General features: G+C 63.8%; 21 protein-coding genes. 15 read left to right on the top strand and 6 right to left on the bottom strand.

Features of this window, described 5'->3' with window-relative positions:
• Nucleotides 1–151 precede the first annotated feature (151 nt).
• The 4 genes from TC41_RS13065 to TC41_RS13050 are packed head-to-tail and all read left to right on the top strand — an operon-like array spanning nucleotide 152 to nucleotide 5,108.
• On the top strand, nucleotides 152–1,462 hold the full coding sequence (locus TC41_RS13065; protein WP_014465551.1) for an FAD-binding oxidoreductase: 1,311 nt from the start codon (nucleotides 152–154) through the stop codon (nucleotides 1,460–1,462).
• Nucleotide 1,463: 1 nt separating this feature from the next.
• On the top strand, nucleotides 1,464–2,792 hold the full coding sequence (locus TC41_RS13060; protein WP_014465550.1) for a (Fe-S)-binding protein: 1,329 nt from the start codon (nucleotides 1,464–1,466) through the stop codon (nucleotides 2,790–2,792).
• Nucleotides 2,789–4,318, top strand: coding sequence for an FAD-linked oxidase C-terminal domain-containing protein (locus TC41_RS13055; RefSeq protein WP_014465549.1), 1,530 nt, complete (start codon nucleotides 2,789–2,791; stop codon nucleotides 4,316–4,318). The genes TC41_RS13060 and TC41_RS13055 overlap by 4 nt, the downstream gene beginning before the upstream one ends.
• A gap of 1 nt (nucleotide 4,319) precedes the next feature.
• Nucleotides 4,320–5,108, top strand: coding sequence for an IclR family transcriptional regulator (locus tag TC41_RS13050; RefSeq protein WP_014465548.1), 789 nt, complete (start codon nucleotides 4,320–4,322; stop codon nucleotides 5,106–5,108).
• 100 nt (nucleotides 5,109–5,208) lie between these two features.
• Here the strand turns inward: TC41_RS13050 and aceB are convergent, their stop codons facing one another.
• The gene (gene aceB, locus TC41_RS13045; RefSeq protein ID WP_014465547.1) at nucleotides 5,209–6,813 is read right to left on the bottom strand and encodes a malate synthase A; all 1,605 of its coding nucleotides are present in this window, start codon (nucleotides 6,811–6,813) and stop codon (nucleotides 5,209–5,211) included.
• Between the two features lie 377 nt (nucleotides 6,814–7,190).
• Here aceB and TC41_RS13040 point away from each other — a divergent pair, with 377 nt between their 5' ends.
• Both TC41_RS13040 and TC41_RS13035 read left to right on the top strand, forming a co-directional pair.
• Nucleotides 7,191–8,813 carry an L-lactate permease gene (locus TC41_RS13040; RefSeq protein ID WP_041695464.1) on the top strand — a complete coding sequence of 541 codons (1,623 nt, stop codon included), beginning with the start codon at nucleotides 7,191–7,193 and terminating at the stop codon, nucleotides 8,811–8,813.
• Between the two features lie 123 nt (nucleotides 8,814–8,936).
• The gene (locus tag TC41_RS13035) at nucleotides 8,937–9,878 is read left to right on the top strand and encodes an alpha/beta hydrolase (RefSeq protein ID WP_014465544.1); all 942 of its coding nucleotides are present in this window, start codon (nucleotides 8,937–8,939) and stop codon (nucleotides 9,876–9,878) included.
• Nucleotides 9,879–9,900: 22 nt separating this feature from the next.
• Here the strand turns inward: TC41_RS13035 and TC41_RS13030 are convergent, their stop codons facing one another.
• Nucleotides 9,901–11,136 carry an MFS transporter gene (locus TC41_RS13030; protein WP_014465543.1) on the bottom strand — a complete coding sequence of 412 codons (1,236 nt, stop codon included), beginning with the start codon at nucleotides 11,134–11,136 and terminating at the stop codon, nucleotides 9,901–9,903.
• A gap of 136 nt (nucleotides 11,137–11,272) precedes the next feature.
• On the opposite strand from TC41_RS13030, the gene TC41_RS13025 reads away from it, so the two are divergent.
• The gene (locus TC41_RS13025) at nucleotides 11,273–12,643 is read left to right on the top strand and encodes an FAD-binding oxidoreductase (protein ID WP_041695463.1); all 1,371 of its coding nucleotides are present in this window, start codon (nucleotides 11,273–11,275) and stop codon (nucleotides 12,641–12,643) included.
• Here the strand turns inward: TC41_RS13025 and TC41_RS13020 are convergent.
• Nucleotides 12,609–13,943, bottom strand: a complete 1,335-nt coding sequence (locus TC41_RS13020) for a sigma-54-dependent Fis family transcriptional regulator (RefSeq protein WP_014465541.1) — start codon at nucleotides 13,941–13,943, stop codon at nucleotides 12,609–12,611. The genes TC41_RS13025 and TC41_RS13020 overlap by 35 nt on opposite strands.
• Nucleotides 13,944–14,100: 157 nt before the next feature.
• Between TC41_RS13020 and TC41_RS13015 the strand changes: the two genes are divergently transcribed.
• The 3 genes from TC41_RS13015 (at nucleotide 14,101) to TC41_RS13005 (ending at nucleotide 18,205) form a co-directional block, all read left to right on the top strand.
• Nucleotides 14,101–15,024 (top strand): proline dehydrogenase family protein, encoded by a 924-nt coding sequence (locus TC41_RS13015; protein ID WP_014465540.1) that lies wholly within the window; start codon nucleotides 14,101–14,103, stop codon nucleotides 15,022–15,024.
• Nucleotides 15,025–15,037: 13 nt separating this feature from the next.
• On the top strand, nucleotides 15,038–16,447 hold the full coding sequence (locus TC41_RS13010) for an amino acid permease (protein WP_014465539.1): 1,410 nt from the start codon (nucleotides 15,038–15,040) through the stop codon (nucleotides 16,445–16,447).
• 171 nt (nucleotides 16,448–16,618) lie between these two features.
• Entirely contained in the window at nucleotides 16,619–18,205 is a 1,587-nt protein-coding gene (locus tag TC41_RS13005) for a long-chain-fatty-acid--CoA ligase (protein WP_041695462.1), read from the top strand.
• A gap of 84 nt (nucleotides 18,206–18,289) precedes the next feature.
• On the opposite strand, the gene TC41_RS13000 is transcribed toward TC41_RS13005, so the two are convergent.
• A complete protein-coding gene (locus TC41_RS13000) occupies nucleotides 18,290–18,718 on the bottom strand; it encodes a Fur family transcriptional regulator (protein WP_014465536.1) in 429 nt (142 codons plus the stop codon).
• 244 nt (nucleotides 18,719–18,962) lie between these two features.
• On the opposite strand from TC41_RS13000, the gene ahpC reads away from it, so the two are divergent.
• The 5 genes from ahpC (at nucleotide 18,963) to TC41_RS12975 (ending at nucleotide 24,435) form a co-directional block, all read left to right on the top strand.
• Nucleotides 18,963–19,526: an alkyl hydroperoxide reductase subunit C gene (gene ahpC, locus TC41_RS12995; protein WP_014465535.1), complete on the top strand. Its 564-nt coding sequence runs from the start codon at nucleotides 18,963–18,965 to the stop codon at nucleotides 19,524–19,526.
• Between the two features lie 18 nt (nucleotides 19,527–19,544).
• On the top strand, nucleotides 19,545–21,074 hold the full coding sequence (gene ahpF / locus TC41_RS12990; protein ID WP_014465534.1) for an alkyl hydroperoxide reductase subunit F: 1,530 nt from the start codon (nucleotides 19,545–19,547) through the stop codon (nucleotides 21,072–21,074).
• Between the two features lie 209 nt (nucleotides 21,075–21,283).
• Nucleotides 21,284–22,291, top strand: coding sequence for a zinc-dependent alcohol dehydrogenase (locus TC41_RS12985; protein ID WP_014465533.1), 1,008 nt, complete (start codon nucleotides 21,284–21,286; stop codon nucleotides 22,289–22,291).
• A complete protein-coding gene (locus TC41_RS12980; RefSeq protein WP_014465532.1) occupies nucleotides 22,288–23,103 on the top strand; it encodes a sugar phosphate isomerase/epimerase family protein in 816 nt (271 codons plus the stop codon). The genes TC41_RS12985 and TC41_RS12980 overlap by 4 nt, the downstream gene beginning before the upstream one ends.
• Before the next feature lie 24 nt (nucleotides 23,104–23,127).
• Nucleotides 23,128–24,435, top strand: coding sequence for an MFS transporter (locus TC41_RS12975; protein WP_049784380.1), 1,308 nt, complete (start codon nucleotides 23,128–23,130; stop codon nucleotides 24,433–24,435).
• A gap of 39 nt (nucleotides 24,436–24,474) precedes the next feature.
• Here the strand turns inward: TC41_RS12975 and TC41_RS12970 are convergent, their stop codons facing one another.
• Together TC41_RS12970 and TC41_RS12965 are read right to left on the bottom strand one after the other, a co-directional pair.
• On the bottom strand, nucleotides 24,475–25,119 hold the full coding sequence (locus tag TC41_RS12970) for an MBL fold metallo-hydrolase (RefSeq protein WP_014465530.1): 645 nt from the start codon (nucleotides 25,117–25,119) through the stop codon (nucleotides 24,475–24,477).
• A gap of 132 nt (nucleotides 25,120–25,251) precedes the next feature.
• Entirely contained in the window at nucleotides 25,252–26,124 is an 873-nt protein-coding gene (locus tag TC41_RS12965; RefSeq protein ID WP_041695461.1) for a LysR substrate-binding domain-containing protein, read from the bottom strand.
• Nucleotides 26,125–26,138: the final 14 nt, after the last annotated feature.

Below are 26,138 nucleotides of genomic sequence, written 5' to 3'. Positions count from 1 at the left end.
GCGCTAAGCGGAACTTGTTTACACGACATCCGCATCTCCCGATTGTTTTTGGTCATTTCGTTGTCGTAGAATACATATAAGAATTCAGAACAGTATTCCGTATTGCAGAACAGAAGGTCGCCTCTCCCGCGACCGTTGGAGGCGATACCCCGTGCCGCTTCAATCCAAGCCACTGCCGGTCGAAACCGCGGATGCGTTCCACCGGGCGACGGGGCTTCGAGCTCGCGCCGTGCCCATGTGCACCGTCCATCCCGGCGAGTCGTCCAAGGACACCTGCGCCGCGGAGGCCAACTGCGAGGCGGACGTGATGGCCGTGCTCGCCTTCGCTCGGGAGCACCGGCTGACCGTGCTGCCCTACGGGTCCGGCCGCCACCTCGCCTACGGCCCGCCGGGTGAGGTCCCGGACCTTGCGCTCACGCTTCGGCCCATGAACCGCGTGACGAGCTTCTCTCCGGGCGATCTCGTCGTCTCCGCGGAGCCCGGCATCACTATCGGGGAACTGGCGAGCGTTCTCGGCCAACACGGACTCATGCTGCCGTTCGATCCGCCCGCGCCTGCCGATGCCACCTTGGGCGGCCTGCTCTCGGCGGGGCTCAGCGGCCCGCGCCGCGCTCTTTACGGAAGCCTGCGCGATCTCGCCATTTCGCTCCGCGTCGCCCTCGCGGATGGGCGCGTCATTCGGACGGGTGCAAAGGTCGTGAAAAACGTCGCCGGCTACGACATGACCAAGCTGTTCATCGGCGCGTGCGGCACGCTCGGCGTCGTGACGGAGATCACCCTGAAACTCCGGCCCTTGCCGATGCACCGCGAGACCGCTCTCGTGCGCGGCCCAGCCGCATCGCTTACCGAACTGCGCTCGCGCATTGCGCAGTCGACGCTCGTGCCAAGCCGCCTCGAAATGGTGTGGCATGCGGACCTGGGCTCGGACTTCGTCCTTGCCGTCGATTGCGACGAGCCGAGACCCTCTGCCAAAGCGCAGACGGACGCCATCCGCGCCATGTCGCGCGATCTCGGCCTCGCCATGGACGTCGTCGAAGGTGAGTCTGCGGACGCATGGTGGGCGGATCTCGCGCAACGCCTCGCGGAGCGCCAGGTCTGTATCCGCTTACAGGGCCCGCCCACATCGCTTCTCGCCGCCATGCCGCGCGCGGTGGAAGCGGCGTCTGCACTCGCCGAGCGAGCCGAAAGCGTCACGCTTTCCGCCGGTGGGCTCACCGGCGTCGCGCGCATCGCGTTCCAACCGGCTCGCGCCATCGCTGACCGCCAGGCGCCGTTCGGCGCCATCGCGGATCTGGCGGCCGGTGCCTCGCTCGACATGGTGGTGGAACGCGCGCCCGCCGAGGTCCGCGCGAAGCATCAGCCGGTCTTCGCGCCCGCGTCGCTCGCCCTGATGCAGCGGCTCAAACAGACGTTTGATCCCGACCACCTCTTATCGCCAGGCCGCTTTTGGGGAGGGATGTGAGATGGTGAACGAGCCCACGGCCGTCGCGGAGAAAAGGTCTGACTTTCGCTTTCCGGACGCGCCCGAGGAGGAAAAGTACTCCGTCTGCGTGCACTGCGGCTTCTGTCTGGAGGTCTGCCCCACCTATCAAGCCTGGGGCGACGAGAACCATTCGCCCCGCGGGCGCGTCTACCTCATTAAGGCGTGCGCAGAAGGTGAACTGCCGCTCGACGACAGCGTGATCGATCCCGTCTTTACCTGCCTTGACTGCCGGGCCTGCGAGACCGTGTGCCCGTCCGGTGTGCAAGTGGGGGCGCTCGTCGAGGAAGCACGCGGACAGGTGTTTTACGCGCGTGACGCGGAAGGAAAGCGGGATCCCATCATGCGCTTCTTCCTGCGCGGCGTGTTTCCGCGCCCTGCGCGCCTTCGCGCCATCCGCCGCCTGATGCGGTTCTACCAGCGTTCGGGTCTCAGGCGCTTGGCGCGCGCCACCGGCATGCTGAACGTGCTTCCCGCGCAGATGCGCGAGATGGAAGACGTCATTCCGGACATCGGGCGAGGGCCCGCCATCGACGTCCTGCCGGAAACCATGGCACCAAAGGGAGAGAAGAAAGCCACAGCGGCGCTTTTCACGGGCTGTGTCATGGACGTGTTCTTCTCCGACGTGAACGAGGCCACCGCCCGCGTCCTGGTGCGAAATGGCGTCGAGGTGCGCGTGCCTAAAGGTCAGCTTTGCTGCGGCGCCCTCCAGGTGCACGCGGGCGATCGCGACATGGCCCGCGTGATGGCGAAGCGAAACATCGAGGTGTTCGAGCAGTCGGGAGCCGACTATATTGCCATCAACGCGGCTGGCTGCGGCGCCGCGCTGAAGGAATACCCGGAGCTCTTCCGGGACGATCCGGCCTGGCGGGATCGCGCCGTGCAGTTTTCCTCTCGCGTGCGGGACATCTCGCAACTCCTCGTCGAGGTGGGCTTCGATCCGCCGAAGGCCGAGCTGCCGATGACGGTGACCTACCACGACGCCTGCCACCTCTGTCACGCGCAGAAGATCCGGTACGAGCCGAGATCGCTCCTCAAGTCGGTGCCGGGCCTGACGCTTCGCGAGATGCCGGATTCCGACCGCTGCTGCGGCAGTGCGGGCATCTACAATCTCACGCATCCGGCGATGGCCAACGAACTGCTCGAGCGCAAGATGGACGACGTGCCCGCGGGCGTGGAGGCGATTGTCATGGGCAATCCCGGCTGCATGATGCAGATCCGGCTCGGCGTCAAGCGCAGGAACCAGCCCTTGCGCGTCATGCACACCGTCGAAGTGCTCGATCTCGCCTATCAGAGGGAGGGATCGCGATGAGGGACGTCCACATCGACCGGCTCGTGGACATCGTGGGCGAGCGGCGCTGCCTGTGGCGGCCGCACCAGGTGAAGGCGTACGCGTGCGACGGCTACACGGCCGAAGAGGGGCTGCCGCGCGCGGTGGTCTTCCCGGAGACGACCGACGAAGTCTCGCGCATCTGCCGCTATCTCTACGAGAACGATATCCCGTACCTCCCGCGGGGCGCGGGCACGGGGCTGTCGGGCGGCGCTACGCCGACGGGGGGCGAGGTCGTCATCAGCCTCGCGCGCATGAACAAGCTCCTCGCCGTCGATTTTGACAACCTGCGCGCCGTCGTGCAGCCTGGGCTCGTGAACCTCACGCTCACGCGCCGGGTCGCGCACGCAGACTGCTACTACGCGCCGGATCCGTCCAGCCAGTCGGTCTGCACCATCGGCGGAAACTTCGCGGAAAACGCTGGCGGCAGCCACTGCCTCAAGTATGGCGTGACCACCAACCACGTGGTCGCGGCCAAGGTGGTGTTGCCGGATGGCGACGTGATCGACGTCGGCGCGCCGTTTGGCGACGCGCCGGGGTACGATCTGCTCGGGCTTTTGGTCGGATCGGAGGGGACGCTCGGCATCGCGACGGAGATCACGGTCCGCATCCTGAAAAAGCCACAGGCGCTGCGCACCGCGCTCGCGTACTTCGACCGCGTCGCCGACGCGTCCGACACGGTGACGGACATCATCGGGGCGGGCATCATTCCGGCCGCCATCGAGATGATGGATCAGCTCGCGATGCAGGCCGTCGACAAGAGCAACTATCACGTCGGGTATCCGACGGACATCGAGGCGGTGTTGCTCATCGAAGTGGATGGCCTCGCTGCGGGGGTCGACGAAGTGATGGCGCGCGTGGTGGACATCTGCCGCCGTCACCGCGTGCGCGAGGTGCGGGTGGCGCAGTCGGACGCCGAGCGCGCGCTCTGGTGGTCGAGCCGCAAGATGGCGTTTGGCGCCATGGGGCGCATCTCGCCCGACTACATCGTGCAGGACGGCGTGATTCCGCGCACGCGCCTCACCGAAGTGCTGCAGAAGATCGACGAAGTGAGTCGGCGATACGGGCTGAGGATTGCAAACGTGTTTCACGCGGGCGACGGCAATCTGCATCCGCTCATCCTGTACGACAGCCGGGTGCCGGGCGAGGCCGAGCGCGCGGTCAGGGCCGGATCCGAGGTGCTTCGGGCATGCGTCGACGCGGGCGGGAGCATCACCGGCGAGCACGGCGTCGGCATTGAGAAGATCGGCGAAATGACCTATATGTTTTCCGAGGACGAGATCGACGCGCAACGCGCGGTCAAGTCTTGCTTCGATCCGAAGGGCATCGTGAACGCCGGCAAGCTCATCCCGCTGCCCGGCCGGTGCGTCGAGGTGAAGCGGGCGCGCGAGATCATCGAAGAGAATTGGCAGATCCTCAACTCGTTCCCGGATCAGGCGTCCGTGCAGGTCCGTGGCGCCTTTGCGCAGGAGCCTGGCAGAGAAGCGTCGACGAGCGCGCAAGGATGAGGTGAATCGTTTGGAGGACTACACGGTCAAGTCGGTCGACAAGGCGCTGCTGTTGCTCGAGGTGGTGAGCGAACACCCCGACGGTATCGCCATCACGGAGCTGGCGCAGTCGGTGGGCATGTACAAAAGCACCGTGCACCGCCTGCTCGGCACCATGATGCGGCGCGGTTACATCGAGCAAGATCCTGTGAGCGGGCGTTATAAGCTTGGCTACACGGTGCTCGATCTCGGCATGAAGCTGCTCTCGTCCATCGACCTGCGCCGCGAGGCGATGCCCGCGCTGCAGGAGCTCGCGCTCGCCTCGGGCGAGGTGGTGCACTTGGCGCTCCTGGACAGGGGATCGGTGGTCTACATCGAGAAGGTGGAAAGCCCCAACACCATCCGCATGCACTCGCGCGTCGGCACGCGCGTGCCGGTCCATGCCACGGGGCTCGGCAAGGCCATCCTCGCGTTTCTGCCGAAGCGCGAGGTGCAGGACATCGTCAGGCGATACGGACTGCCGCGCCTCACGCCCCACACCATCACGGACCCGGGCGCCTTCTTTGCGTCCCTCGAGGAGACGAGATCGACCGGCTTCGCGTTTGACGTGGAAGAGCACCAGGAAGGGGTGTGCTGCGTGGCCGCGCCCATCTTTTCGCACGACGGGCGCGTGATGGCGGCGGTGAGCGTCTCGGGGCCTGCGCTGCGCATGACGCGCGAGCGGATGGTCGAGCTGGTGCCGCTCGTGAAGCGGGCGGGAGAGCGCATCTCGGAGCGCCTCGGCTATCGACGGGAGCGCGTCGCGCCTTAAGCCGCGTCATCCAACGAGCGTCAAGAAGAACCCCGCCAGTAGGGCGGGGTTTTCACATGGGGATGGTTCAGGCGCCGCGCGCCCGGAGGCGAGATGTGCGTCAAGTGAGGTGCTCGTACCCCGGCAGCGTCAAGAAGTCGACGAAGTCGTCCCTCGTCGAGATGTCGTCGAGCAGTTCGGCCGCGAGCGGGAACTTGCTCTTTGCATACGCCTCCTCGCCGATCTCGTCCTTCAGCTTGCGCAACTCCTCGTCGAGAATCTGGCGGAACAGCTCCACCGTCACCTTGCGGCCGTCGTCGAGGACGCCTTTCGGGTGATGGATCCACTGCCAGATCTGCGCGCGGGAGATCTCCGCCGTCGCCGCGTCTTCCATCAGGTTGAAGATGGGCACCGCACCGGAACCGCGCAGCCAGGCCTCGATGTAGCGAAGCGCCACGGCCACGTTGGTGCGCAGGCCGCCTTCGGTGATGGTGCCCTCTGGGACCGCGACGAGATCGGCCGCGGTGACCTGGACGTCCTCGCGCAGGCGGTGCAACTGGTTCGGTGTGGGCATGAGGCGGTTGAACACCTCCATCGCCACAGGCACGAGACCGGGGTGCGCCACCCAGGTGCCGTCGTGGCCGTCCTGCGCCTCGCGCTCCTTGTCCGCGCGCACCTTGGCGAGCGCCTCCTCGTTCGCCTTGGGGTCGTTCTTGATGGGAATCTGCGCCGCCATGCCGCCCATCGCGAACGCCTTGCGCCGGTGGCACGTGCGGATGGTGAGCAGGGTGTACGCGCGCATGAACGGCACCGTCATCGTCACCTGCGCCCGGTCGGGCAGGATGACTTCCGGGTGATTGCGGAACTTCTTGATGTAGCTGAAGATGTAATCCCAGCGGCCGCAGTTGAGCCCCGCGGCGTGATCGCGCAGCTCGTACAGGATCTCGTCCATCTCGAACGTCGCGAGGATGGTCTCGATGAGCACGGTGGCCTTAATGGTGCCGCGCGGGATGCCGAGCGCGTCCTGGGCGTAGTTGAACACGTCGTTCCACAGCCGCGCCTCGAGGTGGCTCTCCATCTTCGGCAGGTAGAAGTAGGGACCGGTGCCGCGCGCCAAAAGCTCCTTGGCATTGTGGTAGAAGTAAAGCCCGAAGTCGACGAGCGCGCCCGTGGCTACCCGGCCGTCCACCCGGATGTGCTTTTCGGGCAGGTGCCAGCCGCGAGGGCGCACGATGAGCACGGCCACCTCGTCATTCAGCTTGTAATGCTTCCCCTCGGGGCTCGTGTACTCGATGGTGCGGCGAACCGCGTCCCGCATGTTGATCTGGCCTTGCACGACGTTCTCCCAGGACGGTGCGCAGGCGTCTTCAAAGTCCGCCATGAAGCACTTGGCGCCAGAGTTCAGGGCGTTGATGACCATCTTCCGGTCCGAACTGGGCCCCGTGATCTCGACCCGCCGATCCTGCAGATCCGCAGGAATGGGCCCAACAGTCCATTCGCTCTCGCGGATCTCCTTGGTCTCCGGCAAGAAGTCTGGCCACTCGCCCGCGAGCAACCGCTCGTCTCGCTCCTTGCGCAGGCGCAGCAGTTCGTCCCGCCGCGGCCCAAAGCGGCGCTCAAGCTCCGCGATGAATTGCAGCGCGTCTGTCGTCAAAATCTCGGCAAATTCTGGCTTGTACTCGCCGATAATTTCCACGCCCTGTGGGCAAGCGTACGATCCCGACATCCGAAATCTCTCCTCCCTCGCAACTTCGCAACCCTGGGTACGCTTTCATGATAGCATGTCGTTGTGCAAGAAGAAACACTGTTCTGAATTACAGAACAGCGTGGCGCAGTGTGTTGGTGACCGGCGCTGCGAAAGAGGGGCTGCGCTGCGGGCGATGGTTTGCCATCCAACTCTTGGTGGGCGAATTCTGGGATGCAGAATCTTTTGAAAGGACGCGCATGCCCCGTTCTCAGGCGCGCAAGCCCGGGACTACAATGACCTCAAAAGCGGGGAATTGGCTCCCCTGGGGCGAGGGAGGGACGCTCATCTCGAGTGAAGCAGCGCTACAACGTGAACAACTCGCTTGAAGCCTGAAGGCCGTGGATGGAGGGAAGCCTGTGTTTCATCAACTGCTGACGCCCATCGGGCATTCGACGGGCCTCTCGTTTTTGGTCGGCATCATTCCCATTGTCATCGTGCTCGTGTTGCTCGGCGTCGTGCGTGCACCCGCTTGGATTGCGGCGCTGTCGGGCCTCGTGGTGGGGCTCATCGAGGCCGTGGCGGGTTGGCACATGCCTGCTCATTTGGCGTTCGACTCGGTGGCCGAAGGCATGGTGTTTGCACTATGGCCCATCATGTGGATTGTGTGGAATGCGATGTGGCTCTACAACTTGAGTCAGCGGACGGGCGCGTTCGCGCAGTTCCGGGATTGGATGTACCGATACGCGACGGAGGACCGCCGCATCCAGATGCTCATCATCGCGTTCAGCTTCGGCGCGCTGATGGAAGGCATCTCGGGCTTTGGCACGCCGGTCGCCATTGCGTCTGCGCTCTTGGTTGGGCTCGGCTTTCCGGTGCTCGACGCGGTCACGTACGCCCTCATCTTCGACACCGCGCCCGTCGCGTTCGGCGCGCTCGGCGTTCCCATCGTGACGCTTGGATCCGTCACGAACCTCAATGTAAGCGCTTTATCTTCAATGGTCGGGCGGCAGCTGCCCATCTTCGCCTTCATTTTGCCGTTTTACGTGATTGGGATCATGGGAGGATGGAAGGCGCTCCGCGGCGCCTGGCCTGTCGCCCTCGTGGGCGGACTGTCGTACGCGTTGACGCAGTTCGCTGTGGCGAACTTCATCGGCCCGGCGCTGCCAGATGGTTTGGCCGCGCTCGTCTCGCTCATCTGCATCGTGCTGTTCACGAGGGTGTGGCGCCCGAAGGACACGGACCAATTTCGGTCATTCGCCCACACGGGGGCGCACCGCGAGATGGCTGCGACGTCTGAGGCGCCGGTTGGAGGGCTGTGGCGCGGCTGGGTGCCGTGGCTCACGGTGACGGGCGTCGTGATCGTCTGGACGTTTTTGAAAATCGCGGACATCGGCGCGACAAAGGTGCACTGGCCGGGGCTCGACAAGCAGGTATTCCTCACGCTCTACAACAAGCCGTACGAGGCGGAGTGGACCTTCCAGCCACTGGCCACGGGCACGGCCATCCTGGTGGCGGTCATTCTCACAGCCATCTTTTTGCGCGCCGGCTGGAAGACGTTCTGGCTCGCGGCGGCCGACACGTGGAAGCAGCTCACGTTTCCCATCCTGACGGTCATGTTCATCCTCGGGCTCGCCTACCTGTACAACTACTCGGGCATGGCGTACACGCTCGGCGTGGCCGTGGCGGCGCTCGGGAGCTGGTTCCCGTTCTTCTCCGGGTTCCTCGGCTGGATTGCATGCTTCTTGTCCGGCTCGGACACGTCGTCCAACGCGCTCTTCGGCAATCTGCAGGTGGTGGCGGCGAATCGCCTGCACCTGAATCCCATCCTGATGGCGGCGACCAACTCCTCGGGCGCCGTGATGAGCAAGATGATCTCGCCGCAAAACGTCACGACGGGCGTATCGACTGGCGAGCTGCGCGGCAAGGAGGGACTCGTCATCCGCCGCACGTTCTGGCACAGCATCGTACTCACGGTCATCCTTGGCGTCCTCGTGGTGCTCCAGGCGCACGCGTGGAGCGGCATGGTGCCCAAACTTTAGCCGTGACGCGGCGCGCATGGATGGGCGGCGTCAGCTTCCGGGCTGGCGCCGCCGTCGCGTGGACGAAATGGCAGGAAACGCAACCTCCGCGTCGAACCAAGACGGCAACGAGGGGGTGCGGCGATGGTGGAGGCATGGACGCTCGATGCGCCAGACGGCGTGCAGATTTACGGCCGCACGTGGGCGCCTGAACATCGAGGATCACCGCGCGCCTGCGTGCAAATCGCGCATGGCATGGCCGAACACATCGAGCGATACAGCGACTTCGCGCAATTTCTGGCCTCGCGGGGGTGCGCCGTCTACGGGCACGATCACCGCGGGCATGGGCAGACGGGCCAGGCCATGGGGCTGCTCGGCCATTTTGGCGATCACGACGGGTTTCAGCGCGTCATGGACGACATGGCGCGGGTCACGTCGCGCATCGAGGCGGAGCATCCGCACGTGCCCATTGTCCTGTTGGGCCACAGCATGGGCTCCTGGCTTTCACTCGCCTACATGGAGCAGCACGGCGCGAGGCTCCGAGGTGCCGTGCTGTCAGGCGCCGGCTTCGTCAGCCGCGTGGAACTGGCTGTGGGGCTGTATCTCGCGCGGCGGGAGGCGGCGCGGCTGGGGACAAGATCGCCGAGCGAGCGGCTGTACAAGATGACGTTTGGCAACTTCAACAAGCCGTTTCAGCCCAACCGCACGCCGCTCGACTGGCTGTCGCGCGACGAGGCGGTGGTCGACGCCTACATCGCGGACCCGCGCTGTGGACAGATGCACACCTGCGGCTTCTTTATCGATTATTTCGGCGGCGTGCGGGAGTTGCAGCGCGTCGAGAATCTCCGCCGCATCCCGAGCGACCTGCCGGTGCTCATCGTCGCCGGCTCGCGCGATCCGGTGGGGAAGATGGGCAAGGGCGTCGAGCGGCTCGCAAAGGCGCTCACGGCAGCCGGGGTGCGCGACGTGACGGTCAAACTGTATCCCGGCGCGCGGCATGAGGTCCTCAACGAGACGAATCGCGCCGAGGTGTATCAGGACGTGTGGCATTGGTTGGAGCGCCATTTGCGGGCGTGGAAACGGTGAGGGCCGCCGACGCGGCCCTCGCTTATTCCAGCGCCTCTCCTTTCGACTCTCGCCACAGGAGCGCCACCACAATCACCAGGATCGATGCAATGGCCACCGAGTCCGTCATGGCGTGCGCGAGACCACCGACGGAAGGCGCGATGGACGACACGATGAGCGGCACCACCGCGCCGCCAAGCGCTGCGCCGATGTGGTACGTCGTGCCCTGCCCCGTGGACCGCACCGCGGTGGGGAAGTGTTCAGCCAAATAGGCCGGGATGACCGACCACACGCCGCCGATGGAGAACAGGCCGATGAGGAACGTGAAGACGTCCCGGTAGCCCGCGCTCTGGATGTGCAAAAACACGACGGACGTCAGCGCCGTGCCGATGGCGGACAGAATCAGCGTCCACTTGCGCCCTATCCAATCCGACACCAGGCCCCCGAGGATGTTGCCCAAAATCCCTGCGACGTTCAGGATGATGATGGTATTCGCCACGACGGTGGGTGAAAAATGCCCGGTCTGCTTGAGGAGCGTTGCGTAAAACGTGTTGATGGGATACGTGACGCTGAACGCGATGATGGCCACAATGGCCGCGTGCACGGTGTTCCATGCGCGGCCGCGGACAAACAACTCGCCCACCGGGATGCCCCGCCGTTCGTTCGTCCGCGCCTCGCGCCAGCGGTCCGACTCCGGCAAGGCCACCGCGATGAAGATGCCGACGATCACGGCGGGAATGCACGCGATGAAAAAGAGCGCGTGCCAGCCGAGATGGCCGTATCCGAGGCGATAGATGATGGCCGCGAAAATGTAGCCAAACGAAAAACCGGACTGCAGAAGGCCCGAGGCGAAGCCGCGCCAGCGAGACGGGATCATCTCCATCAGCATCGGCGTGCCGCTCGCATACATGGATCCCATCCCGAGGCCGTAGAGGATCCGCACAATCATGAGCAGCGTGAAGCCGAGCGAGAAGCCCGTTAGACACTCGAACACGCTGAACCAGAAGATGGAGAAGATCAGGCTGGTCTTGCGCCCTTTCGCATCGCTCAGGAGTCCTCCCAGAAATCCGCCGCCGAGCCGAGCGAATGTGGTCGCTGACGAGACGGAAGCTGCGAGCGTGAGCGCGACGTGGTAGTCCTTCATGATGTCCAGAATGACGAACGTGAGCAGGGAAAAGTCCATGGCGTCAAAGGCCCACGCGAGGGCGATGGAGACAAGCGCTCGGAGCGGGGCCTTCGGCTTTGCCGCGTCGGGCGAAGGCGCGTACGCGGTCGACATACGGGGTCACCTCGCTTTAGAATCAGAACAGGCCGACATGTATCCCTTTTCATCCTATACGACATTTGCGCGGCGCGTAAGCCCCTGGGACAGGCGCCGTGCGCGCAGGCCTGCGACAGAAATGGAGGCCGGGACCATGACCATCCCGTGGGACACGCTGAAAGAAGAACTCGGTGACAAGCTCAGCTTTGGCGAAAGTGTTCGCCGAGCGCACGCGAAGGACGAATCGTATCACCCGGAACACCTGCCGGATGCCGTTGCCTTTCCCGAGGAGACATCGGATGTCGTTGCCCTGGCGCGGTTCTCGCACGCGCACGGCGTGCCGCTCGTCGCGTACGGGGCCGGATCGGGCCTCGAGGGCCAGGCCATTCCGGTGCGCGGCGGCATCTCGGTCGATTTTTCGCGCATGAACCGCATCCTCGAGATCCGGCCGGACGACTTCCTCGTCTGTGTCCAGCCCGGCGTGACGCGCCAGCAGCTGAACGACGCCCTGCGCCCATACGGCCTCATGTTTCCGGTCGATCCCGGCGCCAACGCGTCCCTCGGCGGCATGGCGGCGACCAACGCGAGCGGCACGACGGCGGTCCGATACGGTCCCATGAAGGCGAACGTGCGGAAGCTCGAGGTGGTGCTCGCGGACGGGCGCGTGATGGAGATAGGCACACTCGCCGCCAAGTCCAGCTCGGGTTACAACCTCGTGGAACTCTTCGTGGGATCGGAAGGCACACTAGGCTTGTTCACGAAGCTATGGCTCCGCGTCTACGGCGTACCCGAGGCGACGCTCGCCGCCTCCGCGGAGTTTGCGACCGTTCGCGACGCCGTGGACGCCGTGTGCATGCTCATCGGCAGCGGGCTCCAGCTCACGCGGTGCGAGCTCGTGACGAAGCCGTACATCGAGATCATCAACCGCCAGTTCGACACGTCGTACACGCCTGCACCGACCCTGTTCCTTGAGCTGTCGGGCTCACAGGCTGCCGTGCAGGCCGACATGGGGACGGTCGACGAGATCCTGCGCGACGCTGGCGCAGCCCGCGTCTCCGTCGTCATGGACGAGCGGGATCGCCAAAAGCTCTGGCACGCGCGGCACAACGCGGCGTACGCGCTCATGCGCACGTACCCAGGGCTCGCGCACCTCTCGACCGACGTGTGCGTGCCCATGTCGAAGCTGCCCGAGGCGGTCGACGTGGCGGAGACATGGATAGAGCGGCTCGGCATCCGCGGGGGCATCGTCGGGCATGTCGGCGACGGCAACTTCCACGTGAGCCTCATGGTCAACCCGACCGACCCGGACGATCTCGGCCGCGCCTACGAGCTCTCGCACCACCTGGTGGAGTACGCCCTGTCCGTCGGTGGCACGTGCACCGGCGAGCATGGCGTCGGGCTCGGCAAGATGAAATACCAGAAGCAGGAGCACGGCGACGCCCTCGCCCTGATGCAGGCCGTGAAGCGCCTGCTCGATCCGGCCGACATGCTCAACCCCGGGAAGCTGGTCGACGGGATCGCGTGATCTCGTCCATGCCGTGTTGCTTCAGCTTGTAGTAGAGCGCCGCCCGGGAGATGCCGAGGATTTGGGCGGCGCGCGATTTGTTTCCCCCGGACTCCTCGAGCGCCTCGCGGATGCGCGCGCGTTCCAGCTCCTTCGATTGATGGGCGAGTGGCACGCGGCGCCGGGCCGGCCTAAGGTGCACGGCCCGCACCGCTTCCGGCAGGTGCTCGGGCCGCACTTCGCCTTCCGCCAGCGACACCGCCCTCCGCGCCGCCTGCGCCATCTCCGCAAGGTTGCCAGGCCACGGATACGCCTGGATCAATCCAGCCGCCTCCTCCGACAGGCGCGGCGGCAATACCCCGCGCTCCTTGGCCCACCGCTTGAGCCAGAAGTGGAAGAAAAGCAGGCTTTCGTTTCGTCGCTCGGCCATGGGCGGCAGTTCGACCCTCGGGAGCGCGCGCACAAGGGCCGGATCGATCGCGTCCGCTGTGGGCGCGGTGGCGAGGATCCGGCATCGCAAGGGAAGGTCCCGCTGGCCGCCGAGCGGCCGGAATCGCTCCTCCTCGATGGCCCGGGCGAGTTTCGCCTGCACCGCACTTGGCATGAGGTGCACGTCCTGAAGCAGGAGCGTGCCGCCGGCAGCGCGTTCGAGCCATCCCTCCCGGCGGGCGTCAGGCGATAAGACGAGCGATCCGTCCGCCCCAAAGAGCGCCACGTCCATCAAGGCCGCGGCGCGAGGCTCGGCGCGCACGGCGAGGAACGGGCCCTCGAGCCGAAGCAGGCGATGAGATGCTTCGGCAAGCGTGCGTTTTCCCGTGCCGAGTTCGCCGACCACGAGCGCGTGCCGCGGCCCGCCTGGGGCGGTCAGGGCTTCAAGGGCGCGCTCGACCGTCTGCGTCTGCAGCAGGTCGCATTGCGTCTGGACCAGATAGCGGGCGTTCTCCTCTCCCATGCGGACGAGGACAGTCATATCTCGCTCGACCGCGATGGCCCCGGCAATCTCGCCGTTTTCGTCCCGGACGGGCGCCGCGGAGATGAGCACGTGCACGTCCGGGCGCGGGCGGTGATACGCATGGTCGATGTGCGCGCCAGTCGCGAGGACGCTGTGCACGGCGAGGGATTCGATGGAGAAGAAGTCGGTGATGGGTCGCCCGAGGATGTCCTCCGCGGGGACGCCATACAGCGCCTCGGCCGCTCGGTTCCAAGCGACGACGGTTCCCGCGCGATCCACCACGGTCACCGCGTCGTCCACGATATCGAGCAGCGCGCGCAGGATAAGATGGGATGGAAGTCCGGATGTCCGCGCGATCTCGCCCGGCATTCACATCTCCCCCAGAGGTGGCAATTGGAACATATTGCGCTTTCATAGCTCGTGTGTCTACAATAGAGACACATCACGAACTCATTGTCAAGTTTTTAGACACTTTGTGCATGTGCCCAGACAGCGAGCGCTTGCAACATGAAGGAGGGGGATACGCATGGAACAACTCATGCGCGATACACTGCTCTGGTTGTCTCGAAACCGCCATGCGGAGCGGTGGGCGCGCCGCTTCGGCTTCCGGCTCGGGGCGGGACGCTTTGTTCCGGGTGAGTCCCTGGAGGATGCCGTGCGAGCCGTGGAGCAACTGCATCGGCGGGGGCTCGCCGCGACGCTCGACCATCTCGGGGAATTTGTGGATCGCGCCGAGGAGGCTCGCCAGGCTGCGGACTTCTGCGTGCACACGCTCGAGCGATTCGCCGATCTGCCGTACGACGTCTATCTGTCGGTCAAACTCACGCAACTGGGACTCGACATCGATGAAGACCTGTGCATGGAGAACATGTATAAGATCGTCGCGCGGGCGCGCGATACGGGGCGCTTTGTCCGAATCGACATGGAGGACTATGCGCACAACGAGGTGACGCTTGCCATCTATCGCAAACTGCACGCGGAGTTCGGGACGAAGCACATCGGGACTGTGATCCAGGCGTATTTGTACAAGAGCGCCGAGGATATCCGCGCGCTTGCGCCGCTCAAGCCGAATCTCCGCCTGGTCAAGGGAGCGTACAAGGAACCGCCCTCCGTCGCCTATCCGGAGAAGCGGGATGTAGACGAGAATTACAAGCGAATCATTGATCTTCAGTTGCAATCCGGCGGCAAGACCGCCATCGCGACGCACGACGAGGACATCATCGCATGGGCCAAGGAGCGCGTGCGGGAACTTCGGATTCCGGATGAACAGTGGGAGTTTCAGATGCTGTACGGGATTCGCCCGCAGCTTCAGGAGTCGCTCGCCCGCGAGGGCTACAAGGTCCGCATCTATGTGCCGTTCGGCGAGGACTGGTACGGCTACTTCATGCGCCGTCTCGCGGAGCGCCCGGCGAACGTCGGTTTCGTCCTCAAGTCGCTCGTCAAGGCGTAAGGAGGAATTGCACATGGCAACGAAGGGAGAAGTCAAGGCGGGCCTTGAGCGCGCCTCTCTTCGCCAGGCGCTTCGCATGCGCCATATGACGATGATCTCGCTCGGCGGCGTGATTGGCGCAGGGCTATTTGTCGGCAGCGGTGCGGTCATCCAGACCACCGGACCGGCGGCGGTGGTGTCGTACGCGCTCGCGGGATTCCTCGTCATCCTCATCATGCGCATGCTGGGCGAGATGGCGACGGCGCGACCCGCGGTCGGGTCGTTCGCGGAGTACGGCCGGATGGCGCTCGGCGAGTGGGCTGGTTTTCTCATGGGTTGGCTATACTGGTACTTCTGGGTCATTGTCGTGGCAGTGGAGGCGACAGCGGGTGCGCTGACGCTCCATAACTGGCTGTTTCCAGGCGTGCCGCTTTGGGTCTTATCTCTCATTCTGCTCCTGCTATTGACGCTATCGAATCTGTTGTCCGTTCGGTCCTACGGCGAATTCGAGTACTGGTTCGCGTTTATCAAGGTGGCCGCCATCGTCGTCTTCATCGTGTTGGCGGGGCTGTTTGTGCTCGGCTTGTGGCCGGGATCTCGCCTGAACTTCTCCAACCTTGTCTCGCACGGCGGTTTCGCGCCGAAGGGCGTAGGAGCGCTGTTCGCCGACGTCACGACGCTCATCTTTTCGTTCTTCGGTTCGGAGATTGTGACCATCGCGGCGGCCGAGTCGAAGGAGCCTGCCAAGGCGGTGGCGCGGGCGACGAACTCCGTCATCTGGCGCGTGCTCGTGTTCTACGTCCTGTCCATCTTCCTGATTGTCACCATGATCCCTTGGAACGACAGCAAAGCGCTCGCGAGCCCGTACGTCAGCGCGCTCAGCATGCTGCACATCCCGGGCGTGGCGGCCGCGATGAACGTCGTCGTGATCACGGCCGTTCTGTCCTGCTTGAATTCCGGGCTGTACACCGCTTCGCGCATGCTGTTTGCGCTGGCGTATCAGGGGAATGCGCCGAAGGCGCTGCTCCGGACCAACCGGCGTGGCGTGCCGGCTCGGGCGATTTTGTTCTGCACCATCGTCGGTTATCTGTCCATCATCATGGATTACGTGTCGCCGCAGCACGTGTTCCTGTTCCTGTTGAACTCGTCCGGCGCCGTGGGACTCTTCATCTATCTGCTCATCGCCTGTTCGGAGCTCGTCATGCGCCGGCGCATGGAGCGGGAGGGCGAGCAACTCAAAGTGCGCATGTGGCTGTACCCGTTCCTGACGTACCTCTGCATCGCGGCCATGACCGCTGTGATTGTGGCCATGGCGTTCCAGCCAGGCGACCTTTCGCAGTTGGTGCTGAGCTTGGTGAGCGTGGCGGTGCTCATGGTGGTGTATGCGGTCAAGCGGTGGTATACAGGGCGCGGCAGGCGCGGGGGAGATGCAATCCGGTCGTAACGTGGTGGGCTGCTACGGGCGGTGAAGGAAGTCGCCGCCCGCTCAAGTGTAGTGACGTGACTATTGATCTGTGCTTACCGGAATTCGTGAAGACGTCCTACCGACACCCTTGCGAGCACTCAAGTCCATATGTCAGAGTATCATGTATTCTATCGTGCCAGGAGGATGCTTATGAGAGTTCCGCTCACGCCTGTCGATTGGCTGCGCCGGGCGCGCAAGCTTTATCCACACAAGATCGCTGTGGTGGATGGTGAGAAAAGATTTACGTACAGTGAATTCTCGAGCCGCGTCGGCCGGCTCTCCCATGCCCTGCTGGAGCTTGGTGTGGCCCAAGGTTCCAAGGTCGCGGTGCTGTGTCCCAACACCCATCCCATGCTTGAAGCTTTCTTTGGCATCTGCCAGTTGGGTGCCATCATTGTGCCCATCAACATTCGCCTCCAGCCGGAAGAAATCGCTTACATTCTCGATCACAGCGAGAGCGAGGTGCTCATTGTCGATAGTGAGTGGGGTCATGTGGTGGAACCCATCCTACGCGGACGATCAGGACTGCGCCACGTCATTCAGATTGCAAGCCACGATTCGCCCCTCGATGCTTGCGACTACGAGGCATTGCTTGAGCGCGCTTCGGATGACCCCATTGAGACCCACATTGATGAAGATCAGCCGATCAGTATCAATTACACGAGTGGGACGACCTCACGGCCCAAGGGCGTGGTCCTCACGCACCGCAACAGTTACCTCAACGCGGCCGACTTTTTGTTCCATCTTCGCGTCGCGCATGATGATGTGTACTTGCATACCCTGCCTCTGTTTCATGTGAACGGCTGGGGAGGGGTGTGGGCCATCACGGCGGTGGGCGGCACGCACATCTGTCTGCGCAAGGTGGATCCGGCGGTCATCCTTCGCCTGTATGTGAACGAGGGGGTGACCCTCGCGTGCGCAGCGCCAACGGTTCTCAACATGATCCTTCAACACCCTGATGTGGAGCACGTGCGACTGAATCGCCGCACTCGCATGGCCACGGCGGGTTCCCCGCCGCCTGCGGCCGTGATCGAGAAGGCGGAAAAATTTCTTCAAATGGAAATTTTGCACGTTTATGGTCTGACGGAAACCTCTCCGTTCATTACCTATTGCGAGTGGACGCAGGCCCATGAGCGGCTCCAAGGTGACGCTCGCGCGCGGGCCAAGGCGAGGAAAGGAGTGGAAATGGTCTTTGCCGGAGAAGTGAAGGTGGTGCGCGAGGACGGTCAGGAAGTAGCGTGGAATGGTCAGGAGGTAGGCGAAATTGTGGCGCGCGGCAACGTCGTCATGGATGGTTACTACAAAAATCCGGACGAAACGGCCAAGGTCATTCGCGATGGATGGTTTCACACGGGCGATCTGGCGGTTGTCCACCCGGATGGGCACATCGAAATTGTCGATCGGCTGAAGGATATCATCATTTCGGGTGGCGAGAACGTGTCGTCTGTGGAGGTCGAGGGCGTGCTCTATGAGCATCCCGACGTCATTGAGGCTGGGGTTGTATCGAGGCCGGACGATCAGTGGGGCGAGGTTCCCGTTGCATTCGTCGTGAAGAAGCTGGGGGAGGTATTGACGGAAGAGGAGCTAAGGGCGTTTTGCCGGGCGCGACTTGCTCACTTCAAGGTGCCGAAGGCATTCTACTTCGTGGATCAGTTGCCTCGAACAGCGACGGGCAAGCTTCAGAAGTTTAAGCTTCGCGAAATGCTGTGGGCTGGCATGGAGAAACGGGTTCACTGACGAAGGTTCAGAAGGGCACGGAGAAGGGACCAGGCAGGTGACAGCTGGTCCCTTCGTGTCGAAAGAAACCTCGAGATGAACTTGTCACGACACCTGCTGCTTCTTGCACCGCGGGCAGACGCCGCGCACCTCGACGTGGTAGTCTTCCACTTCGAATCCCTCGGCCTCTGGCGGAACGGACAAGCGAATCGGCTCCTCGAGGTAAAAGTCGAACAGCGCGCCGCAGCGCGTGCAGACGAGGTGATGGTGGGGTTCGACGTTGATGTCGAACCGGCTCGCGCCGTCGCCAACGCCAATCTCCTTCACAAGGCCCACCTGCGACAGTTGCTTCACTGTATTGTAGACGGTGGATACGCTCATGCTAGGAAAGCGGTCCTGGAGCGACGTGTAAATATCGTCCACGGTCGCATGACCGTTATAGTTCAGCAAAAACTGGAGAATGGCTTCTCGCTGCGGGGTCACGCGCAGGCCGGCATGTTTCAACAGCTGCACAGCGTCCTTCTGCGCCTGCATGTCACCCCCTCCTTTCATCCGTGGTTTTACTCGATTCTATCCCCTTTGACAACCGTCATCGCTTTTTTATAATGCGACCTAGATGAGAATGATTCTAAAGTACAACTCGTTACGAGTTGATTATAGTTCAACGTTCTCATTCTGCAAAGCGCTCACGCGTGCGAGACGAGCCCACTTCGGTCCATCCCGCTTCGGCGGAGGACATACATCTATCCATCTAGTTTACGAAGGAGGAGGATTGTCCATGTCGCTCGTGGGAAAGAAAATTCAACCTTTCAAGGCCATGGCATTCCGCAACGGCGAGTTTATTGAGGTGACGGATCAAGATCTGTTGGGCAAGTGGAGTATCCTGTGCTTCTACCCGGCGGACTTTTCGTTCGTGTGCCCGACGGAGTTGGAGGATCTGCAGGAGCACTATGACGAGCTGAAGAAGCTCGGCGTCGAAGTGTATTCCGTTTCGACGGACACGCACTTCGTGCACAAGGCTTGGCATGACGTGTCGCCGTCCATCCAGAAGATCACCTACACGATGATCAGCGACGCGACGCACGAGATTTGCCGCAACTTCGACGTGCTCATCGAGGATCAGGGAGTCGCGGAGCGCGCCACGTTCCTCATCGATCCGGACGGCGTCATCCAGGCTATCGAGATTACGGCGGACGGGATTGGCCGCGACGCCTCGACGCTGATTCCAAAGGTGAAGGCCGCTCAGTACGTCCGCAATCACCCTGGTGAGGTCTGCCCGGCGAAGTGGAAGGAAGGCGAGAAGACGCTCAAGCCGAGCCTCGATCTCGTCGGCAAGATCTGAGGAGGTGTTGGCCTAACCATGGTGCTCGACGATGACATTCGAGAGCAACTGAAGCAGTACCTCGAGCTCATGGAAGGCGACGTCGTGATCCGGGTTGCGCCCGGGTCCGACGACGCCTCCCGCGATATGATGGAGCTCGTGAACGAATTGAAATCGATGTCGTCCAAGATTCACGTGGAAGAGGCTGATCTTCCGCGGCGCCCGAGCTTCAGCGTGAACCGCCCAGGCGAGGACACGGGCATCGTGTTTGCCGGCGCACCGCTTGGACACGAGTTCACCTCGCTGGTTTTGGCGCTGCTCCACGTGAGTGGTCGGCCGCCCAAGGTGGAAGAGTCGGTCATTCGACAAATTCAGAGCCTCGAGGGCACGTACGAATTCGAGACGTACGTCAGCCTAAGTTGCCACAACTGCCCGGATGTCGTGCAGGCTCTCAACCTGATGAGTGTCCTGAATCCGAACATTCGGCACACCATGATTGACGGCGCCGTGTTCAAATCGGAAGTCGAAGAGAAGAACGTGATGGCGGTGCCGACGGTGTATCTCAACGGGGAGTTCTTCGAGAGCGGTCGGATGTCGGTGGAGGACATTCTCGCGAAGCTCGGCAGCCAAGCGGACGTCTCCGACCTGAATGCGCGCGATCCGTACGACGTCCTGGTGATTGGCGGCGGCCCCGCGGGCGCGAGTGCGGCCATTTACGCGGCCCGCAAGGGCATTCGAACCGGCATCGTGGTGGACCGGTTCGGCGGCCAGGTGAACGACACGCTCGGCATCGAGAACTTCATCAGCGTGAAATACACCGAAGGGCCGACGTTCGCCGCCCAGCTTGAGGAACATGTCCGCCATTACAATATCGACATTATCAAATCTCAACGCGCGAAACAATTGCGAAAAGGCGATCTCATCGAGGTCGATCTCGAAAGCGGTGCGACGCTCAGGTCGAAGACGGTCATCATCGCGACAGGTGCGCGCTGGCGCAACCTGGGCGTCCCTGGCGAGAAGGAGTTGCAGACCAAGGGCGTGGCCTACTGCCCGCACTGCGACGGCCCGCTCTTCCAGGGCAAGCGCGTGGCCGTGATCGGCGGCGGCAACTCTGGCGTCGAGGCGGCCATCGATCTCGCCGGGCTCGCGTCGCACGTCACCGTGCTCGAGTTTTTGCCGCAGCTAAAGGCAGACGAGATCTTGCAAAAGCGGCTCTTCAGTCTGCCCAACGTCACGGTGCTTACGAACGTGGAGACGAAGGAGATCCTCGGCACGGAGCGCGTGACGGGCATTCGCTACGCCGATCGCGCCACGGGCGAGGAGCACCAGTTGGAGCTCGAAGGCGTGTTCGTGCAGATTGGCCTCGTGCCGAACACGGAGTGGCTCGGCGATTTCGTCGAGAAGACGAGGTTCGGTGAGATTGTCGTCGATAGCCGTGGCCAGACGAGCGTCGAGGGCGTGTTTGCGGCGGGCGACTGCACCAATGTGCCGTACAAGCAGATTATCATCTCCATGGGCTCCGGCGCGACCGCCGCGCTCGGCGCGTTTGACTACCTGATTCGTCACTGATGCTCGCAACCGTCCCATCCAGTTCCCACTTCCCCCTGCGGCTCCGCACGCCCCGCCGCAGGGGGCTTTTTTGCATCCCCGCGGCAGTGCCGATAACCGTTGTGCATCGCCCGGGCGCAAGAACGGTATTGGCGCCATTGCGCCTGCGGATGGTACATTCAAATCAACCCGGCCGGGGAAGTGCGAGCGAGATTCGAGGTGAACACCCTATGCGACAACTGGTGATGGAAGCGCCTTCGCGCTTGCACCTGTGCGAAGCAGAGGCGGCGGGATCGCCGGGAACCGGTCAGGTGCGGCTTCACACCATCATGGGCGGCATCTGCGGCTCGGATACCAAGGTGTATCACGGCCACCTGCGCCACGCGAACTATCCCGTCCGCCCAGGACATGAACTCGTGGCCCGCGTCGTCGAAGTGGGGGAAGGCGTGGACCTTGCGCCGGGCGATCGCGTCGTGATCATCCCCAACACCTATTGCGGCGAATGCGCGCCTTGCCGCCGCGGGCAGACCAACGTGTGCGTCCACAAGGCGTCCATTGGCATCAACGCGCCGGGGGGATTCGCGGAAGACTGGCTGATGGAGGCCAAGTACGCGGTGCCGGTGCCCGACGAGGTGAGCGACGTGGAGGCCGCGATGGTGGAACCGTTCGCCGTGGCGTGGCACGCTGTCCACCGGGCACGGATTAACGTGGGCGATGAGGTGCTTGTCCTGGGCAGCGGCACGGAGGGCGCGCTCTGCGCGATGCTGGCGCAGTCGCTCGGCGCCCGAGTGACGGCGGCGGACGTACGTGAGGATCGCTTGGCGTTCGTTCGAGGGATTGTGCCCGGGGTGCGGACGGCGCTCGCCTCGGAGCTCGCGCTCGACAGCTACGCGGTGGTCATCGAGGCCGCGGGTGCGCCGGACGCCATCGCCACGGCCGTGGCGTGCGTGCAACCAGGGGGTTGCATCGTCGCGCTGGGTCTGGCGGAGGAGGCGCGTCTCCCGATGCAGGTGTTCGTCCGCAAGGAGGCGTCCCTTCTCGGGTCCATCATCTACGTCCGACAGGACTTCGAGGACGCGCTCGCGCGACTGAAGGGCGATCCCGACCTGCGCCACGCCTTCGACAACCTGTGTGCGGGCATATGGCCGCTCGAGGCATACGCCGAGGCGTACCGTCACGCGCTTTCCGGCAAGCCAGGCAAGGCGCTCATCGCCTTCGAAGGAGGTGCATCGCGGTGAAGTGGAGCGTGTGCACCACCGGGATGAAGGAGCGGTCGCTCGACGACATCCTACTGCTCGTCCGCAGCTGGCGGAGGTCCGGCGTCCCCGTGGACGGTCTGGAACTCTGGGTCGGCCATGTGGAGCCCTATGCCGCGGCCGGTCGGTCGGCGCTCGAGGAGCTCGCGTCGAGGCTCACCGACGAGGGTCTCAGCGTGCCGGTCATCAGCGGCTACACCTACTTCTCCCGCAGCCCGCGCGATCGCGACTCGGACCTCCAGGACGTGCGCCGCTACGCCGAGATGGCCTCCGCGCTTGGCGGAGCCGCCATTCGGACGTTCTTCGGGCACCTGCCTTCGCGCGCGGCGAGCCCCGAGCTGTGGGACGAGTCGCTGGCCGCACTGGTCGAAGCGCGCCTCATCGCGCAAAGCATGGGATCGGACCTCCTGGTGGAGACCCATTACCAGACGTTTGCGGACTCCCTCGACAGCCTGCGAAGCCTGCTTCACTCGGTTCCGGGTGGCGATCTCGGCCTGATTTTCGATGCTGCCAACTTCAACCCGGATCACCTCGACCCGCTCGAAGTGCTTCGGGAGGTGTATCCAGCCGTTCGGCACGTGCACTGCAAAAACTATCATTGGAATCATGAGGCGTGGTACCAGAGCGTCCCCGTCTCGGCGTTCGATCCGTCGGGGGACGTGGACAACGACCGCGTGCTGCGGGAACTTGCCGCACGCGGATATCAGGGATTCGTATCGCTCGAGTACTTCGGCCGGCGAGGCTTTCCGGCGCTTCTGCAATCGCTTGAAGAGGCGAGATGGCGGTCGGCGTAATCCGTGAGACAAGGAGGAGATGGCGTGAAACACCGGCGTTGGTGGATCGGCGTGTTGATCGCCGTGGGCGTGATTGTCAACTACTTGGACCGGTCGGCCACTTCGATGGCCACGAAGCCGATTGAGGGCACGTTTCACCTGACGGCTGGCCAGATGGGCATCGTGCTCTCGGCCTTCAGTTGGTCGTATGCGCTGTTGCAAATTCCGGTGGGTGCCTTGCTCGACAAAATTGGCGTCAAATGGGTCATTCGCCTGGGGATGGTGCTGTGGTCCATCGCCTGCTTCGTCACGGCGGCGGCCACGGGGCAGGGGTTGCTCCTGCTGGGGCGCGTGCTGCTTGGCATCGGCGAGGCGCCGTATTTCCCGGCGGCGGTGAAGTCCGTGGGCTACTGGTTCCCCGTCGCGGAGCGCGCGCGGGCGGTGTCCCTGTATGACTCGGAGTCCAAGCTCGCGAGCGCGATTGGCGCGCCGCTCCTGGCGTTTGCCATCACGGAGTGGGGATGGCGCGGCGGCTTCATCGCAACGGGCATTCTGAGCGTCGTTTACGTGTTCATCTACTGGGCCATGTATCGCGATCCGCGCGAAGACAAGTGGCTGTCGCGGGAAGAGTTGGCGTACATCGAGGAGGGCGGATCGCAGGAGGAAGGTCAAGCGGAAGGCGGGCTGTGGCGCAACTTGGGCCATCTGTTGCGCTACCGCAAGGTGTGGGGCGTGTTCATCGGATTTGCGGCGTACGCCTACTCGTTCTGGCTGTTCTTGTCCTGGCTTCCGGGCTATCTGGAGGGCCAGATGCACATGTCGGTCCTGAAGACAGGCTGGTTCGCAGCCATTCCTTGGCTCGTCGGGTTCGCGTCCGAGCTGTTTGTCGCGGGCTTTCTCATCGACTGGCTCGTTCGGCGAGGCAGGGATCCGCTTCGGGTGCGCAAAACCGTGCTCGTGGTGTGCTTGCTCCTCGGGCTCACGGTCATCGGCGCTGCGTACACGCGTTCGCCAGGCTGGGCCGTGTTCTTCATCTCCATCGCGCTCGGCGCCTTGGTCTGCACCTCGTCCATCGCGATGAGCATTCCGACGTTCATCGCGCCCAAGGGCACGGTGGGCGTCCTCACGGGGTTTCTTACGTTTGGCAACAACGCCATGGGCATACTTGCTCCAATTGTAACCGGTTTCATTGTGCAGGCGACGGGATCGTTCATGGATGCGTTCCTCTGCGCGGCCGTGATTCTCTTCATTGGCGTGTTGAGCTACGCGTTCCTGTTGACCGATCTCGACCGCATCCCGTCCCGGAATGCCCAGGCGGGCGCGTCTTCGGCGGCCAAAATGCCTATTCCATGACCGCGGCGAGGCGGAGCATGCGCTCCGCCTCGATGCCTTTCAACCCTGCATGACCTCCAGCAGAAATCGGTTGTGTCTTCGTTCGTGTCCCATGCGCGTCGCAGGCCCGTGACCTGGGTAGATCTCGAGATCATCCGGCCATTGGAGGATGCGCTTGAGCGACGCCTGCATGGCTCCCGGATCTGATCCCTCCAGATCCACACGTCCGATAGTGCCTGCAAACAACGTGTCCCCGGAGAACACCACGTGCTTGCCGACGAAACAGACGCTTCCCGGCGAATGGCCTGGCGTGTGCCATACGGTGAACGTTTCGTCGCCGAGCGTAAGTTCATCGCCGTCCTGCAGCCAAGCGTCCGGTTGGCGCAAATCCGGCGCATCGTCCGCGAGGTACGCCCGGTACCAGTGCGGGGCGCGGTTCCACGTGACGAGATCGTCCCGGTGGAGGTACGACGGCACGCTGTACCGCTGGCGCAGGCGGTCCGCGCCGATGACGTGATCAAAGTGGCCGTGCGTGTTCCAGTTGGCGACGAGCTTGAGACCCACCTCGTCGATGAATGAAAACACGGGATCCAGGGCGAGATCGCCCGGGTCAATGACGACGGCGTTCGCGCCGCGCTCCCACGACTCGGCAAGCACGTAGCAGTTGGACTGGATGGGCGAGATGACGAAGCGGCGAATTTCCACGTGAAGTCCCCTTCCCGTCGTTGAAAACGTCCACCCTCAAGTGTAGCAGGTTGCCGGGCTCGGGTAGAAATGCGGGGATTCGTGCGCGCGCTGGACGCCATGCGCGGTCTGAAACGGATGCCTCCCGGGCCGTTACGGTGCGCACATGCGCTTCACAAATGCGATGAATGCGCGGGCGACGGGTGACAGAGGCGTGTGGCTGTGCCAGGCCATGTAGACGGACCGCTTGCACGGCTCGCACAGCCGGAGAAGGTGGACGGGCAGCTGAGCGATCTGGGCGTGCAGGGGCACCACGGCGACGCCGACGCCCGCAGCCACGAGCCCTGCCACGGTCAGATCCTCGACGCCTTCCATGGCCACGCGCGGCGTGAATCCCGCCTCCGCGCAGTAGCGTTCAATCACGTGGCGGATACCGCTTTCACGCGCGTACGCCACGAATGGCTCGTCGGCGAGATCGGACAGATGACACTGGTCCTTCGCCGCGAGCGGGTGATCCGGGGGGACGATGGCCACGAGTTCCTCCTGCAGGATTTCGACGAGCGTCAGGTGCGGCGCGTGTTGCGGCGTGCAGAACGCGATGTCGATCTCGCCAGCATCAAGCTGTTGCAAGAGCTTCTGGGTCGGCGCTTCGGACAGCCGGACGGTCACCCCGGGGTGCGTGCGGGTGAACGTGCGAATGACGTCGGGGAGGAAGCGCGTGCCGAGCGAGTAGATGAGGCCGACGTGGAGCACGCCCCGGGCCTGGCCCGTGAGCTCGGCGACCTTGCGAACGCCCGCAGCCACCTCGGCGAGCGCCTGGCGGGCGTGAGGCAGAAACGCCTCGCCGCACGGCGTGAGGCGCACGCCCTGCGCGGTGCGCACGAAGAGCGGCGCGCCGAGATCGCCCTCGAGCTTCTGGATGGCGCGCGACAGCGCGGGTTGCGAGACGCGGATGGCGTCCGCAGCGCGGCGAAAGCTCTGGTGCTCTGCGACCGCCAAAAAGTACTCGAGTTGGATAAGTTCCATGCGCATCCTCCCGA

Origin of the sequence: Alicyclobacillus acidocaldarius subsp. acidocaldarius Tc-4-1 (assembly GCF_000219875.1) — a bacterium.
Lineage (GTDB): Bacteria > Bacillota > Bacilli > Alicyclobacillales > Alicyclobacillaceae > Alicyclobacillus > Alicyclobacillus acidocaldarius_A.
This window is presented reverse-complemented; position numbering and strand designations above follow the sequence as displayed.

Bases quoted from the DNA above. Each gene is read 5' to 3' on its own strand.
- ahpC (WP_014465535.1), top strand. From the start codon at position 18,963: ATGTCGCTCGTGGGAAAGAAAATTCAACCTTTCAAGGCCATGGCATTC.
- TC41_RS13020 (WP_014465541.1), bottom strand. From the start codon at position 13,943: ATGCCGGGCGAGATCGCGCGGACATCCGGACTTCCATCCCATCTTATC.
- TC41_RS13060 (WP_014465550.1), top strand. From the start codon at position 1,464: ATGGTGAACGAGCCCACGGCCGTCGCGGAGAAAAGGTCTGACTTTCGC.
- ahpF (WP_014465534.1), top strand. From the start codon at position 19,545: ATGGTGCTCGACGATGACATTCGAGAGCAACTGAAGCAGTACCTCGAG.
- TC41_RS13055 (WP_014465549.1), top strand. From the start codon at position 2,789: ATGAGGGACGTCCACATCGACCGGCTCGTGGACATCGTGGGCGAGCGG.
- TC41_RS12965 (WP_041695461.1), bottom strand. From the start codon at position 26,124: ATGGAACTTATCCAACTCGAGTACTTTTTGGCGGTCGCAGAGCACCAG.
- TC41_RS13025 (WP_041695463.1), top strand. From the start codon at position 11,273: ATGACCATCCCGTGGGACACGCTGAAAGAAGAACTCGGTGACAAGCTC.
- aceB (WP_014465547.1), bottom strand. From the start codon at position 6,813: ATGTCGGGATCGTACGCTTGCCCACAGGGCGTGGAAATTATCGGCGAG.
- TC41_RS13000 (WP_014465536.1), bottom strand. From the start codon at position 18,718: ATGCAGGCGCAGAAGGACGCTGTGCAGCTGTTGAAACATGCCGGCCTG.
- TC41_RS13010 (WP_014465539.1), top strand. From the start codon at position 15,038: ATGGCAACGAAGGGAGAAGTCAAGGCGGGCCTTGAGCGCGCCTCTCTT.
- TC41_RS13015 (WP_014465540.1), top strand. From the start codon at position 14,101: ATGGAACAACTCATGCGCGATACACTGCTCTGGTTGTCTCGAAACCGC.
- TC41_RS13005 (WP_041695462.1), top strand. From the start codon at position 16,619: ATGAGAGTTCCGCTCACGCCTGTCGATTGGCTGCGCCGGGCGCGCAAG.
- TC41_RS13035 (WP_014465544.1), top strand. From the start codon at position 8,937: ATGGTGGAGGCATGGACGCTCGATGCGCCAGACGGCGTGCAGATTTAC.
- TC41_RS12985 (WP_014465533.1), top strand. From the start codon at position 21,284: ATGCGACAACTGGTGATGGAAGCGCCTTCGCGCTTGCACCTGTGCGAA.
- TC41_RS13030 (WP_014465543.1), bottom strand. From the start codon at position 11,136: ATGTCGACCGCGTACGCGCCTTCGCCCGACGCGGCAAAGCCGAAGGCC.